This is a genomic window from Bacillus sp. NEAU-242-2, assembly GCF_027853835.1.
Lineage (GTDB): Bacteria > Bacillota > Bacilli > Bacillales > Bacillaceae > Bacillus > Bacillus velezensis.
Map to the genome: position 1 here is coordinate 145,233 of NZ_JAPNNY010000004.1, position 12,414 is coordinate 157,646.

Here is a 12,414-nt window from a genome sequence, read left to right on the forward strand (position 1 = left end):
CCAAGATACCCTGAATAATAGTAAATAAGCCCTAATTAATCAGGTTCAATAGTTATATCGGCTTATTTTCTATATTTTTTTCTATTTTCCGTACATATTTCTAAAAAAAATCTCCAAACTATTTGCGGAGGTGTTTTTTAATGGACTCTGAATTTTTCCCAAACGGACTGACGGATAAACGCCAGCTTGAATTAGCAGTGGAAACTGCCCAGAAAACAACGGGAGCGGCTACCCGGGGCCAAAATTCAACTTTGGTGGAATCTGCTTACCAAGCGATTCAGGATGCCAGAACGATGTCACAATCCAGTGAACTGCAAGCTCTCGACCAGGATTTTCTGCAAAAGCAGCGAATGCTTCTCGACGATTGCCAGCATCAGCTTGATGAATTCGAAAAATAAAACCGCAGAAGCTGCGGTTTTATTTTTTATTGATTTGTCAGCACCTTGCCGTAGGCTTTCAGCTTCTCCCCCACCGTGCATTGGTTGATACAGAAAGAATGAGCGTGCGTTTTTCCAAACTCTTTGCGGAAATGCTTTTTCACGAAACAGTCTTTGCAATATTCATCCTGAAGCTCTGTCAATTCTTTATAAATGCTTTTTTTATCCAATATCAGTCATCTCCGTTACCTTCTAATGTTATGCGGCTTTCAATTTGCCGGTCCGAGAGAATTTTTCTGGCAAGGTCATCCGCTTCTTGATTTTCCTTTCGGTTTACGGCTTCATATGCCGGTGTCAGCTTTAAGGATTCGAGCAGCGCTTCAATTTTATCCAGCCATTCGTTTTGCGTTTCATCATAACACGGCCAGCTGCCGTCAAGCTGATGCAAAACGACGAGGGAATCCCCTCTTATCGTGATTGAATTTCTGCTTGCGCCAAGTTCCTGCACTTCCTTAAGCGCTTCGTACAAAGCGGCATATTCCGCCTCATTGTTCGTCTGAAGCGTTAAGCTTTTGTTTTTCCGTATGCGATGCCGCTTGCCGCCGAGAGAATAATACACGACAATTCCGAGTCCTGCGCGTCCGCTTGTTTTGTCAAAGCCGCCGTCGAAATACACTGTAATGTCGTCAGGTTCGTACGCAAGTTCTTCAGTAAGCTTTTCTAATTCTTTAAGCGTCCAGCTCGCGCCTTTTTCATCCTCAAAATAAATGTTTTTTATATAAGGAAAGCGGCTGACTTCTCTTGCAAGCATGCGCGCTTTCGGAACGGTCAGCCAATCTTCGGAAAAAAACGCGACAGAGCCTGTTCCTTTTGCTTCTATTTCGATATACGGCTTAAGATTCATTGAAATCACCTTACCATTCATTAGTTGACGGGCGTGTGCTATAATCAAACCATTCTCAAATTGAAAGGAAGTCAGCAGGTTTTGTTTAACGATGTGTTATGGAGCTTATTTGCGGTCATTCATTTTATCATTGTTCTTCTGTTTTATAAAGGATTTGGCAAAACGGGCCTATTCGTATGGATCGGTTTCGCCACGGTGTGCGCCAACTTGCAGGTTGTCAAAACAGTTGAGCTGTTCGGGCTCACGGCAACACTGGGAAATATCATGTACGGCACCGTTTTCTTCGCAACGGATGTGCTGAACGAAAAATACGGTCCCCGGGAAGCGCGCAAAGCCGTCTGGCTCGGCTTTTCCACTCTGCTCGCTTTAACATGCGCCATGCAGGGGGCTCTTTTATATAAACCGGCTGCGTCAGATATCGCACAGCCTGCCCTTGAGACGATTTTCGGTTTTCTGCCGCGTGTTGCGCTCGGAAGCCTCTTGGCTTTTATTTTCAGCCAAACGATAGATGTTTATGTATATTCAACCATTCGGAGAATCTTTCCTTCAGATAGGCTTCTCTGGCTCAGAAACAGCGGAAGCACGGCCCTCAGCCAGCTGCTGGATACATTTATCTTCACTGCCGTGGCCTTTCTCGGCGTTTATTCCGCGGGCGTCTGGTTCAGCATCTTTATTTCGACTTATCTGATTAAATTTGCGGTATCACTCATTTCTGTCCCTTATGCGTATGCGGCAAAACGAATGACACCGAAGGGAGAGTGAGGGATGATGCCCGCTGAAATTTACGTGGACGGTGCAAGCGCCGGAAACCCGGGCCCGTCCGGTATCGGTATTTTTATTAAACATGACGGGAAAACAGAATCTTTCTCAATTCCGATCGGCGACCATTCAAATCAGGAAGCTGAATTTCTCGCTTTAATTGAAGGAATGAAGCTGTGTGCCGCCCGCGGATTTGAGTCCGTGTCATTCCGGACGGATTCGGATATCGTGGAGCGGGCCGCAGATCTTGAAGCGGTTAAAAACAAGGCTTTCCAGCCGTTTGTTGACGAAATCATCCGCTTAAAGACCGGATTTCCATTGTTTTTCATTAAGTGGATTCCCGGCACACAAAACCAAACAGCCGATCAGCTCGCAAAAAAAGCGATTCGGCTGAATAAATAACCGGAATGAAATTGCGTCTCACTGTTCATCCTACAAATGAGGTGAACAGCTATGAGAAAAGAAAATAAAGGCCGGCTGACCGGGGGCGTGAATCCTCAGGGAAATATGGAAGGAAATGCGCATAAAGACCCGAAATCAGCCCTTGAAAACAACGCAAAAAAAAGCAATACAAAACGCTAGAGGGATCAGCTGATCTCTCTGGCGTTCAGCTTTTCGAGCATTCTTTCAATTCCTTTTATCTGATGGCGTCTGAGCATTAAGGATGCTTCTTCCATCTTCAATGAAAAAAGTGCTTCTTCAAGCGTACAGACTAACGGCACCTCGCAATGTATTTCAGCAAGCTGCCTTGACAGCTCCAATTCTTTCAAGCTTTGCTGAATTTTCGTTTGCTGGCCCTTCGGCAAGAGAGCGAGGCTTTCTAATAACCGTTCTATGTTTTCGTATTCACGGATCAGCTTGTACGCCGTTTTTTCCCCGATCCCTTTAACGCCGGGATAGTTATCGCTCGTGTCTCCCATCAGCGCCTTAATGTCAATCAGCGCTTTTGGCGGAACTCCCGTTTCTTCTCTGAATATCTCATCTGTATATACCTTATAATTGCCGATACCCTTTTGCAGCAGCGCTACTTGAACTTGTTCATTCAGCAATTGAAGCAGATCTTTATCACCCGTTACAATCGTAATTTCCGCTTCCCCGGCAAATAGGGCAGAAAGCGTACCGATACAGTCATCCGCCTCATAGCCTTTTATGCCGATGTTTAAAAACCCGAGCTCTCGCGCTGCTTCTTTCGCTAAATCAAATTGCGGGATCAGCTCAAGCGGCGGTTCGCTTCTGTTGGCCTTATAATCTTGAAACAAATCATTGCGGTACGTTTTGCTCCCCATATCCCAGCAGCAGACGACATGTGTGGGCTGAAACGTATCAACCGCCGTAATGAGATGCTTTAGAAAACCGTTGACGCCGTTTGTCGGGATTCCGTTTTCATTTATCATAAAATTGCGATGAACAGCCGTCGCGAAAAACGAGCGGAACAAAAGCGCCATGCCGTCAACGAGCAGTAATTTGTTATTCATATATCGAAACTCCTTTTTTTATTCAATGTTCCTATTTTACCAAAGAAGGCGGTAAAAAAACAGCATCCCCCCATTTGGAAGATGCTGCCGTCACGTTACTCACCGTGTCTTTTATTGCTTGCCATCAGCTTTTCAGCTTCACGGCCGGCATAGGAATCAAATTTCTGTCCGAAGCCGTTTTTCTTTTTGGCATTGTTATTCTGCTGAGCATTTCTGTTTCCCAGTTTTGTTCTGCCCATGGTCATATCCCCCTTTAGAGAAGATACGGATAGTATGTACAGCAAGCGCTGATGACACACGCGGCAGGTTCATCCATTACTGTCTGCTGACGAATTCTTTCACCATCTCTTCACTTACGAATCGTCTTTGCGGCACGATGCCCTTTTTCGCCAGCTGGTTCATTTTTGCGGTGATGCCATTAATGGCATCTGTCGTGAACGGTTCATTCTGTCTGCATTTTACAATGGCTTCTTCAATGGCCTGTTCACGCTCATAGTCAAGCTGTACAAATGTTTTGACGTGCTGATGCTGTTTTGCGGAATGTGCTGAAATTGCTTTATGGACTTCTGACATAAAAGGTTTCATCTCGCTTTTTTCATTTTAGTCTACCACGACTGTTATCTGCCCGCCAACCGGATTTTTAAATTTTCAGCATTTCATCTTTCTTTTTCCATGCTTTTTCGGCCTCGTAAAGGTGTTCAATTTCCCTTGCACTCGTATTTTCCGCCGCAAGACCTTGTAAATAAGTGTCCCGCTGCTCGCGGATCTGGGACAGGCTTTTATCCGCCATGTCTTCTTGCAGACGGCGCACCTGCTCAGTATATCGCTCTGAAAGGCTTTCTTTCTCCTGCTCAAGCCACTTTTCTGTCACTTTTTGCAGGCTGAGCCTGAGCCCTTCCACAAACGCTGCTTTTCCGTTCTGTTCAAAAAACTGCTTCGGCGATTTAACTTCTTTTATGTGATGTGTGAATGCCGAGACGTCAATGACCGGAGCGACCTCTTTCAGCTGAACGGCAAATTCGTTTTCGGCGCTCACATAAATAGAGAAATCTCCGTCTTCCATAAGCTTCTTCTGACAGTTTTCCATCCATTCCTCAGTCATATGACGCTCAATAAAACCGGTCATCCGGATATCGAGCGTTTTCAGCTCTTGAATATATTCAAAACGGAATTCCTTGAGCGCTTCATTCAGCGCCGCTGATATATTTTGTTTCCAATCACCGTTTTGAAGACCCGGATGGAAGGCGGTTTTCAGCATATCATTCGCATAAAACGTCAGGCGATGTTTAATGTGATAGAGCTGCTCTTCCGTATCTTTCATCACTTTTCGAATGATGACCTCAGACGTACGGCGCTTTGAAATGTCAGCGAGAGCTTTTTCATAGGAAGACTCCAGACGCTGTTTCTTTTTCTCTTTTTCTTCTGCCGACTGGTGAAGAGATTCGTGAAGCTGTTCCACCATATCGCACAATTTGTCGGCCTCTGTTTTCAGCTGGGCGCAGCTTGCCCTCATTACATCTTCCTCAATAAAGTGCTCAAGCCCGGTTCTTACATCAGAGAACCTGTTATAAAAAGCTGCTTTTTTACCCGCAAGCTCTTCTTTACTTGAGACATGATATAATTTCGGCCGGTTAATTCCCTCTTTTGAGAGTTCTGAGCGGACATAGTCTTTGACGGTTTCCAGCTCGCTTTCGGTTTTGGCCAGATCTGCGGCGTTAATGACAAAAAACATTTTATCCATGCCGAATGATTCTTTGACGAGGCCGAGTTTCTTCAGAAAAGACCTGTCTCCTTTTGAAAAAGAATGCTGATAGTACGTCATATAAAAGAACGCGTCAGCATCTTTTATATATTGAAAGGCAAGTTCCGTATGGCGCTTGTTTATACTGCTTGCTCCCGGCGTATCAACAATGGTGATGCCTTTTTGCGTGAGAGGCGAATCATAATACACGGTGACTTCTTTTACGCAGCAGGCCGTTTTTTCTTCCGCTGCATACGGTTTTAAATCTTCAACCGGCACCGTCAGTGTCAGCCTTTGACGGATCTGTTCTTCATACGTATCAAACGCCTGCAGCATCGTCTGAATCACCGGGATAAGTTCATCCGGAACTTTTCCCTTTTTAATGGCATAATTCCATCTCTCTTTCAGTGAACGTCCCTTTACATCAGCGTCTTTCAGCTCAGTCAGCTGAAGCATTTCAGCGTCCAGCTCCTCCTCCGTTTTAAAAACGATCTCCGCAGATTTATGCGGTTTGCCGTCTTGCGGTTTCGTTATTTTGTTGATCGTAGCCGTTGTGGGCGTCGGTGATGACGGAAGCACGTATTCACCGACAAGCGCATTTGCAAATGATGATTTACCGGAACTGAATCCGCCGAATAACGCCAAGGTAAACTGGCGGTTTCCAAGCCGCTCAATCCTGCTTCGAAAGGCTTCTGCCTGTTTTCCTAATATGCTCGAGGATTCAAGAATCCCAGCAAGCTCATAGAATCGATCAGTCTGCTCTTTTATAGAAAGTTCCTTCATCGCATTTTTTTCGGGCTTGTTTACTTCATACTGTACAGTCTCTTTTGGTTTCTCTATTTGGACGGGCGCGTTTGCAAGACGTTTTTTTCGCGTATACCAGTCGCCGCTTCCAGTATCACAGGTCAATTCTTCTTCCCACAAAGCGCGGACTCGGGCTGCTTTTTCCAAGGCATTGCGTTCTTCTTTTGCCGATTGCGCGAGCTCATCCCTTATCTTCTTTTCTTTTTCGAGCCGTTTTTTCAAGTTCTCAATGAGCGGTCCGTTTTTTGCCTGAACATAAGCGGTCAGCTCCTCAATGAGTTCCGCTGTTTGTCTTTTGGCTTCCCTTCTGATCATCTCAGCGAGGTCTTTCGTATAAGTTAATACGTATTCAGATGAAAAGGCCGCTCCCTGCTTAATGGCCTGAGCGGTGATATCATCAGAAAGCGGTGTGCGGTACGCCTGGATTTTCTTGATCAGTTCGTCCGAATCCGCTTCATACCGCTTGGCCGCTTTCGTAAATGTGTCGATAATATGCCAATCCGCTTCCCCTTCCGTTCTTTTTTTAATATCGGCAAAAAATTCAGCATGCCTTCTCTCTTTCTCCTGAGCCGTTTTCGCTTTTGAAAAGAATAATCCGGTTTTAAATGAGGGCTGCTGTGATTCAATATAAGCAGATGCAAGCTCCCTCATCTCAAAAGGTGTCAGATTAGCGTTCTGCAATATGTTCTGCACGTCTTTTCTGATGTCTTTCTCTGCTGTTTCAGCCTGTTGAACCGCTTTTTTAAGCTCATCTTCAACAGAACGGACAAGTGCTTCTTGTTTGTCAAACTGCTCTCCGCTGCCGTTTTTATCTTCTTTTACGAGCATCTCTGTATGCTCTTTGACTAAGTGTGCGACTTTTCTCTCCGTTAAGGACCATAAATTTGATTTTGCCTGCTGTTTCAGCTTCTGCAGATGTTTTTTCAGCTGTTCCATGCCGTTTAAAGGATGGTCAGGCTCAGTGACAGACGTAAAGAAAAGCGATTCTTTCGGTATTCCCGCGCCTTCAAGCATATCTTCCACCTGCCTGCGGTACTCTTCAAACTTCGTTTCGGTTTCATCATGCCTGTCAATTTGGTTGACGATCAGAAACAAATTCGGAATACGGTCTTTGATGGAGCTGAGAAACAGCATATTTTCTTCTGAATGAACGTGATTATAATGAACGACGTAAAATAAAGCGTCAGCCTGATGGAGAACCGAAGCGGCAGATAAAAAATGCGCTTCGTCCGTCGAATCAATTCCCGGTGTGTCAATGTAGGCCGCATAAGGCTCTGACTCCTTAAAGCCGGCATAGACTTCCACCGTTTCAATTTGCTCACCGTCTTTACAGAATTGCTGCACTTGTTTTTTATCGTAACTTCCTTTAATTTCAGCATAAGCCCCGTCCGTCGTATGAAGCACGACTTTATCTTCACCGTGCCGGATGACAACGAGGTTGGCGCTTGTGGGAATCGGGCTTGTCGGCAGTATGTCTTCACCGAGCAATGTGTTTAATAAAGAGGACTTTCCGGCCGAATAATGCCCGGTAAACGCGATATAAACCTCTTCATCAGCCGCTTTTTTCATAATGGCTGCGAGCTGATCGGCCCGTTTTTCATCTTGATGATCTAAAAATTGTGCGTATAAGGCACCCGTTCTGCTGAAAATCTCCCTGTTATGGCGTTCTTCTTCTGTCATGTGTCTTTACCCCTTTGTGTCTGTCGCATCAAATGACGTTTTCATTTTTAGAAAGCTCTGAAAAAAACCTCTCCCCCATTTTACACAAGAATGGCCCACTTTTCTTCAGGAAACGTAAAAAAGCCGCCGATATCGGCAGCTGATAAAGAAAAAACACCCGCGGCATTAAAAACCGCAGATGTTTAAGAAGACATCGATTTATTCGAAACTTTTTTCAATACGAAACCAATTAAAACACTGTATGTACAAACGGCTGCAAATAAAAATAACATTGTCATTTTCGGCACCACCTTGAATGAGAATCATTTTCATATTTACATCTTATCATGAGTGAGAATGATTTTCAATCTCTATTTTGCGGTGTTTTCTTCTAGCGCTTTCTCTTCGGCGCGAATCCTCACAGTGAGCATGCAGGCATTGAGAATCGAAAAGAGAAATAGTGTCCAATACGCTCCGTATAACAGCGGCAGAAAAATAAATTCTAAGATGACGACCATGTAGTTCGGGTGTTTCATCCACCTGTACGGCCCCTTTCTGACAAGCTCCGCATCCGGCACGACAAGAATTTTCGTATTCCAATACCGCCCTAATGATAATAGAGCCCAATACCTGATCCCCTGTACAAATAAAATAATACATATAATGGCGGCCCACCTTGGAGAAAGCGTTTTTTGAAACGCCGCCACCTCAGCTGTAAGAGAGACAAAAAAGAGCACGTGCATCAGGACGAGAAAGGGATAATGTCCTTCTCCGTATTCGACTGCGCCTTGCTCTTTCACCTTTTGCTCATTGCGCCGGGCCACGATCATCTCCGCAATCCGCTGGGCCGCAAGCAGCATGATAAACAGCCAAAACATTAAGAAGCCCCCTTTTCCCAGCTGAACAGCAAAAGCTCAGACGAAAATCCCGGCCCGAGAGCGCCGATCAGCCCTTTTTCGTTTTCTTTCTGCCGGCCGCGGAGCAACTGTTCTTTTATCACGTGAAAAATAGTTGCGGAAGACATGTTGCCGTGTTTTTGCAGCACCTTCCGAGATGCCGCAAGATGACCGGAGTCCATTGAAAGACTCGTTAAATAGGCGTCAATGACCTTTTTCCCGCCTGGATGGGCAAGAAAGGTTTTAATGTCGTGAGGATCGACACCATATTCTAATAAAAATTCATCAACATTGTCCTTCAGCCACTGTGAAACCAGGGTGGGAATATCTCTTGAAAAAATGACTTGAAAACCGCTGTCGGTGAATTCCCAGCCCATCACATCTTCCGCATCCGACATCATCACCGATTGAGTGGCAAATATCCGCGGAAGAAGCGGCTGTTTGACGTCGTTTCGGTTCGCCTTTTCCCCTCCGATTAGTACTGCGGCAATTCCGTCCGCAAACAGGGAAGTTCCGATTAAGTTGCTTTTTGACTTGTCGTTCGGCTGAAACGTTAAGCTGCAGAGTTCAGCCGCGATGACAAGCACGTATGCTTCAGGATATGCGCGGCAGTATTCGTACGCCCTGGACAGGCCGGCCGCTCCGCCCGCGCATCCTAAGCCCCAGATCGGTATCCGTTTTGTTTTCGCAGAAAACGGCAGCTGATTCATCACTTTCGCTTCAATGCTGGGTGTCGAAAGCCCGGTGCTGGAAATAAAAAAGATCGCATCCACTTTTTCATATGGGAAGGGATTTGTTAAACAATCCGGGTTTGTTAAACAATCAAGCGCCGCATCCGCACTATGCTTAACGGTTTCTTCCGTATACAGCCGGTTCTTTTCTGAAAAACCCCGCGCCGTTTTATACCATTCAATCGGCCGGACAAACTGCCTTGATTCAATTTCGCCGTTTTGAAAGGCTTTTAACAGCCGATCAATATCCTTAAATGAATCGGCAAACATCCCTCTCGCAAAATCTGCCGCCGTTTCTTGCGAGACATGATACTTCGGAATGCTCGTTCCGACCGACAACACATATGCCATGCCCATCACCTCTTCACATAAAGGTTTCCGCTTTTTTCCTGAATGTATGCATAAGTTTGAATCGAGGATTTCACTGACATGCCATTTTAATTTAAAATTGGCCCTTTTGAATGATAAACCGTTCGACTATACTTGACCCATTCATAAAAAAAGGTTGTGATAAGCATGCTGAAACCCGTCATTCTTAAAGGGTCACTCGTTCAGTTAGAGCCGATGACGATTGATCACTCTCAGGCACTTTGTGAAGCTGCTTCAGAAAATAGGACGACTTACGCTTACACCCATGTTCCTGACGGAATCGAAGAAACAAAGCGTTATATTGAACGTGCGCTTTCCGATTATGAAAAAGGACTTGCATTGCCATTTGCAGTACGGAGTCTTGAAACAGACCGAATCGTCGGAAGCACGCGGTTTATGGATGCGGAAGTGTTTACGCGGCCGGCGGACGCAGCCCCGGAAGTGTGTGAGATCGGCAGCACATGGTATGCCTCTGCCGTACAGCGGACCGGTGTCAATACGGAATGTAAACTTCTGTTGCTGACCCATGCGTTTGACGCGTGGCAAGCTGTCAGGGTGACGTTGAAAACCGATGTTCGCAACCAGCGCTCATGAACTGCGATTTTGCGGATCGGTGCCCAATTTGAAGGAATCCGCCGCGCGCATATTCCGGCTGTCGACGGCGGCCTCAGAGATACCGCCTACTACTCCATCCTTCGGGCGGAATGGCCTTATATCCGGCAAAACCTTTCTGGCCGGCTTGCAGCATATAACTGAAAAACCTGCCGATATATACGGCAGGTTTTTTACATATTCGGATCATGGACGTATAAATTGAGATCGATCCGTCCGTCTGAGGTGACCGCTACCCCCTCAGCTTCAAGAGACAGCTTCTGTACAGAAAACATCTCTTCATCTCTTAATCCGATTTCACCCTTTGCATTGATGACCCTGTGCCAAGGAAGACGATGCTTTTTACTCATGGAGTGAAGAATCCTCACAACCTGCCTCGCTCCCTGCGGACTTCCCGCAAGACCGGCAATTTGACCATACGTCATCACTTTTCCTTCAGGAATCTGTTTGATAATGGCTACCGCCCGTTCCGTAAATGTCATGTAACTCCTCATTTCGCAAGAGCAGATGATTTTCGAGAAAATCAGCCACTTCCTGTTCTTATTTTTATAGATGATAATTGCTTCATCATCATACTTATTACATCTCTGCGTTTAAATAGATTATCTGTTTGTTCACAAAAAATTAACAAAGATAGGCATGTACATGTTTAACATAATATGTAATAATACAATTGTATTAAAAAAGAAAAGGAGTGTTTGCAATGAAAATGAAAAAAGCTTTAGCCGGCTCAGCCCTATCACTCGCTTTACTCTGTTCTGCCGCCCCTGCTTTTGCCGCAGGTCCTGCTGATACACCTTCTGCAGAAAGCAAAACGAAGGAAGTATCTGCTTTGGCGACGTTCATACTTAATGGTTCTGGCCCTGATTATCCTACTTCAATTTACCAGAATGGAATCACCTATTATTTAGACAACATCACCTTCCATGGTGCTGATGGCACTTGGACAGCCGTCTACAAAAGCTGATTTTTCATGACGGCGGAATGATTGTCTTAAGTAACAACTAAAAAGCTGCTAATATAAGGGGGCTTTGCCCCTTTTTTTAGTTTCACTGCCTTTTATAATTGATCCAGCATATAGCACCTAGGTGCGTAATTTCATTTCACCCGATGATCATTATCAGTCGTACTGTTTTCTGCTTTTAGACGCAAAAACACATAATCTAAAATTCTCTCCCGCGTGTCTATCCAAAAGCCGAGTCTCAACTCTATCAATCCGGAACATTTTATCGACGCCTGAGTTCCCCAGCTAACGTTAAGAAACCTCTTACTTGCTCTTTTATTTTTGATAAAACACCATCCAGGGTGATAACATGAGATTTGCTTGGGAAGAATTAATTATAATTGCATTCGGAATGATTTTACTGAGAATTTCAGGGAGAAAATCCATTGCACAAATGACCATCGCACAGACAATGGTGATGATTTCAATCGGTACGATTATCGTTCACCCCATTTTAGAAACTAGTTTATTGAAAACATTAATCACTGCGTCTATCCTTTTAGTGCTTTAATTTTGATGGAATGGTTTCAAGTAAAAGTAAACTGGATTGAATTTTTTTTAACCCGAAAATCTAAATTCGATATAGAAGACGGCCAACTCAATATAGAAAACTTAAAGAAGCTGAGACTGACAGCAGATCAACTCGAAATGCGTCTAAGGCTTCTTGGCATTTCAAAAATAAACACAATTAAATATGCCACTTTAGAAGCTAATGGACAATTAGGCTACGAATTAAAAGATGACTGTAAGCCTTTAACCATCAAAGATCTTAAAAATGTGATCGATCCAAAATTCCTTAACAATGAGTCTCCATCTCAAACAGAGGGTCAAGCCAATCTATTTGAGGAAATCAAAAGACATCAGACTCAGCACAAGCCAAAAAATCTTGAATAATTCGCTGATTAGTAAAACCTTTTGTTATTCAAAACCGAAGCCGGATCCAGACCGTTAACCGCCGATCATTTTTTACCGAAATCGGTTTATAAGAAACAAAAAAGCATCTGAAGCAGATGCCTTTTTTCCGACGAGGTCCTTGTATGCGCCTGAATATGCTTTTCAGCCGCCTATACCCACCGTCGGCCTT

15 protein-coding genes and 2 pseudogenes are annotated in these 12,414 nt (G+C 44.6%); 7 read left to right on the forward strand and 10 right to left on the reverse strand.

All coding sequences use genetic code 11. From position 1 onward, the window contains the following. The first annotated feature begins 140 nt into the window (after positions 1 to 140). Positions 141 to 398 carry a DUF2564 family protein gene (locus OWN49_RS14010; RefSeq protein ID WP_007409519.1) on the forward strand — a complete coding sequence of 86 codons (258 nt, stop codon included), beginning with the start codon at positions 141 to 143 and terminating at the stop codon, positions 396 to 398. 26 nt (positions 399 to 424) lie between these two features. Here the strand turns inward: OWN49_RS14010 and OWN49_RS14015 are convergent, their stop codons facing one another. Beyond that, positions 425 to 607: a zinc-finger domain-containing protein gene (locus OWN49_RS14015; RefSeq protein ID WP_003153581.1), complete on the reverse strand. Its 183-nt coding sequence runs from the start codon at positions 605 to 607 to the stop codon at positions 425 to 427. 2 nt (positions 608 to 609) lie between these two features. Next, positions 610 to 1,281, reverse strand: coding sequence for a ribonuclease H family protein (locus OWN49_RS14020; RefSeq protein WP_176283388.1), 672 nt, complete (start codon positions 1,279 to 1,281; stop codon positions 610 to 612). A gap of 81 nt (positions 1,282 to 1,362) precedes the next feature. On the opposite strand from OWN49_RS14020, the gene OWN49_RS14025 reads away from it, so the two are divergent. From OWN49_RS14025 to sspL, 3 genes are read left to right on the forward strand one after another with little or no spacing between them, the layout of a single operon-like run. After that, on the forward strand, positions 1,363 to 2,043 hold the full coding sequence (locus OWN49_RS14025) for a queuosine precursor transporter (protein WP_176283389.1): 681 nt from the start codon (positions 1,363 to 1,365) through the stop codon (positions 2,041 to 2,043). A gap of 6 nt (positions 2,044 to 2,049) precedes the next feature. Continuing rightward, positions 2,050 to 2,442, forward strand: coding sequence for a reverse transcriptase-like protein (locus OWN49_RS14030; protein WP_094247939.1), 393 nt, complete (start codon positions 2,050 to 2,052; stop codon positions 2,440 to 2,442). Positions 2,443 to 2,493: 51 nt separating this feature from the next. After that, positions 2,494 to 2,622 carry a small, acid-soluble spore protein L gene (sspL, locus tag OWN49_RS14035; protein WP_003153575.1) on the forward strand — a complete coding sequence of 43 codons (129 nt, stop codon included), beginning with the start codon at positions 2,494 to 2,496 and terminating at the stop codon, positions 2,620 to 2,622. A 5-nt stretch (positions 2,623 to 2,627) separates the two neighbouring features. Here the strand turns inward: sspL and OWN49_RS14040 are convergent, their stop codons facing one another. The 7 genes from OWN49_RS14040 to OWN49_RS14070 all read right to left on the reverse strand — a co-directional run bounded on the left by OWN49_RS14040 (position 2,628) and on the right by OWN49_RS14070 (position 9,697). Next, positions 2,628 to 3,515 carry a 5'-3' exonuclease gene (locus OWN49_RS14040; protein WP_070082003.1) on the reverse strand — a complete coding sequence of 296 codons (888 nt, stop codon included), beginning with the start codon at positions 3,513 to 3,515 and terminating at the stop codon, positions 2,628 to 2,630. Positions 3,516 to 3,610: 95 nt separating this feature from the next. Further along, complete coding sequence (locus tag OWN49_RS14045) at positions 3,611 to 3,754, reverse strand: hypothetical protein (protein ID WP_003153570.1); 144 nt, start codon at positions 3,752 to 3,754, stop codon at positions 3,611 to 3,613. Positions 3,755 to 3,830: 76 nt separating this feature from the next. Beyond that, on the reverse strand, positions 3,831 to 4,088 hold the full coding sequence (locus OWN49_RS14050; RefSeq protein WP_031378990.1) for a YpbS family protein: 258 nt from the start codon (positions 4,086 to 4,088) through the stop codon (positions 3,831 to 3,833). A gap of 67 nt (positions 4,089 to 4,155) precedes the next feature. Continuing rightward, positions 4,156 to 7,740: a dynamin family protein gene (locus tag OWN49_RS14055; protein WP_176283390.1), complete on the reverse strand. Its 3,585-nt coding sequence runs from the start codon at positions 7,738 to 7,740 to the stop codon at positions 4,156 to 4,158. A gap of 182 nt (positions 7,741 to 7,922) precedes the next feature. Further along, positions 7,923 to 8,018, reverse strand: a complete 96-nt coding sequence (gene fbpC, locus OWN49_RS14060; protein WP_025284905.1) for a Fur-regulated basic protein FbpC — start codon at positions 8,016 to 8,018, stop codon at positions 7,923 to 7,925. A 72-nt stretch (positions 8,019 to 8,090) separates the two neighbouring features. Next, positions 8,091 to 8,597 carry an isoprenylcysteine carboxyl methyltransferase family protein gene (locus tag OWN49_RS14065; RefSeq protein ID WP_077722493.1) on the reverse strand — a complete coding sequence of 169 codons (507 nt, stop codon included), beginning with the start codon at positions 8,595 to 8,597 and terminating at the stop codon, positions 8,091 to 8,093. Then, entirely contained in the window at positions 8,597 to 9,697 is a 1,101-nt protein-coding gene (locus OWN49_RS14070; RefSeq protein WP_077722494.1) for a type III polyketide synthase, read from the reverse strand. Before OWN49_RS14070 ends, OWN49_RS14065 begins: the two co-directional genes overlap by 1 nt. 165 nt (positions 9,698 to 9,862) lie before the next feature. On the opposite strand from OWN49_RS14070, the pseudogene OWN49_RS14075 reads away from it, so the two are divergent. Next, positions 9,863 to 10,471: pseudogene (locus OWN49_RS14075) on the forward strand (GNAT family N-acetyltransferase). Positions 10,472 to 10,500: 29 nt separating this feature from the next. Here OWN49_RS14075 and OWN49_RS14080 read toward each other — a convergent pair. After that, positions 10,501 to 10,809 carry an MGMT family protein gene (locus OWN49_RS14080; RefSeq protein WP_146284443.1) on the reverse strand — a complete coding sequence of 103 codons (309 nt, stop codon included), beginning with the start codon at positions 10,807 to 10,809 and terminating at the stop codon, positions 10,501 to 10,503. 221 nt (positions 10,810 to 11,030) lie between these two features. Here OWN49_RS14080 and OWN49_RS14085 point away from each other — a divergent pair, with 221 nt between their 5' ends. Further along, positions 11,031 to 11,294 carry a hypothetical protein gene (locus tag OWN49_RS14085; RefSeq protein ID WP_031378986.1) on the forward strand — a complete coding sequence of 88 codons (264 nt, stop codon included), beginning with the start codon at positions 11,031 to 11,033 and terminating at the stop codon, positions 11,292 to 11,294. Positions 11,295 to 11,640: 346 nt separating this feature from the next. Then, positions 11,641 to 12,224 (forward strand): annotated as a pseudogene (locus OWN49_RS14090) (DUF421 domain-containing protein). Positions 12,225 to 12,414 lie beyond the last annotated feature (190 nt).

Coding starts and splice junctions, on each gene's coding strand:
- OWN49_RS14010 (WP_007409519.1), top strand. CDS start 141: ATGGACTCTGAATTTTTCCCAAACGGACTGACGGATAAACGCCAGCTT.
- OWN49_RS14020 (WP_176283388.1), bottom strand. CDS start 1,281: ATGAATCTTAAGCCGTATATCGAAATAGAAGCAAAAGGAACAGGCTCT.
- OWN49_RS14030 (WP_094247939.1), top strand. CDS start 2,050: ATGCCCGCTGAAATTTACGTGGACGGTGCAAGCGCCGGAAACCCGGGC.
- sspL (WP_003153575.1), top strand. CDS start 2,494: ATGAGAAAAGAAAATAAAGGCCGGCTGACCGGGGGCGTGAATCCTCAG.
- OWN49_RS14040 (WP_070082003.1), bottom strand. CDS start 3,515: ATGAATAACAAATTACTGCTCGTTGACGGCATGGCGCTTTTGTTCCGC.
- OWN49_RS14045 (WP_003153570.1), bottom strand. CDS start 3,754: ATGGGCAGAACAAAACTGGGAAACAGAAATGCTCAGCAGAATAACAAT.
- OWN49_RS14050 (WP_031378990.1), bottom strand. CDS start 4,088: ATGTCAGAAGTCCATAAAGCAATTTCAGCACATTCCGCAAAACAGCAT.
- OWN49_RS14055 (WP_176283390.1), bottom strand. CDS start 7,740: ATGACAGAAGAAGAACGCCATAACAGGGAGATTTTCAGCAGAACGGGT.
- fbpC (WP_025284905.1), bottom strand. CDS start 8,018: ATGACAATGTTATTTTTATTTGCAGCCGTTTGTACATACAGTGTTTTA.
- OWN49_RS14065 (WP_077722493.1), bottom strand. CDS start 8,597: ATGTTTTGGCTGTTTATCATGCTGCTTGCGGCCCAGCGGATTGCGGAG.
- OWN49_RS14070 (WP_077722494.1), bottom strand. CDS start 9,697: ATGGCATATGTGTTGTCGGTCGGAACGAGCATTCCGAAGTATCATGTC.
- OWN49_RS14080 (WP_146284443.1), bottom strand. CDS start 10,809: ATGACATTTACGGAACGGGCGGTAGCCATTATCAAACAGATTCCTGAA.
- OWN49_RS14085 (WP_031378986.1), top strand. CDS start 11,031: ATGAAAATGAAAAAAGCTTTAGCCGGCTCAGCCCTATCACTCGCTTTA.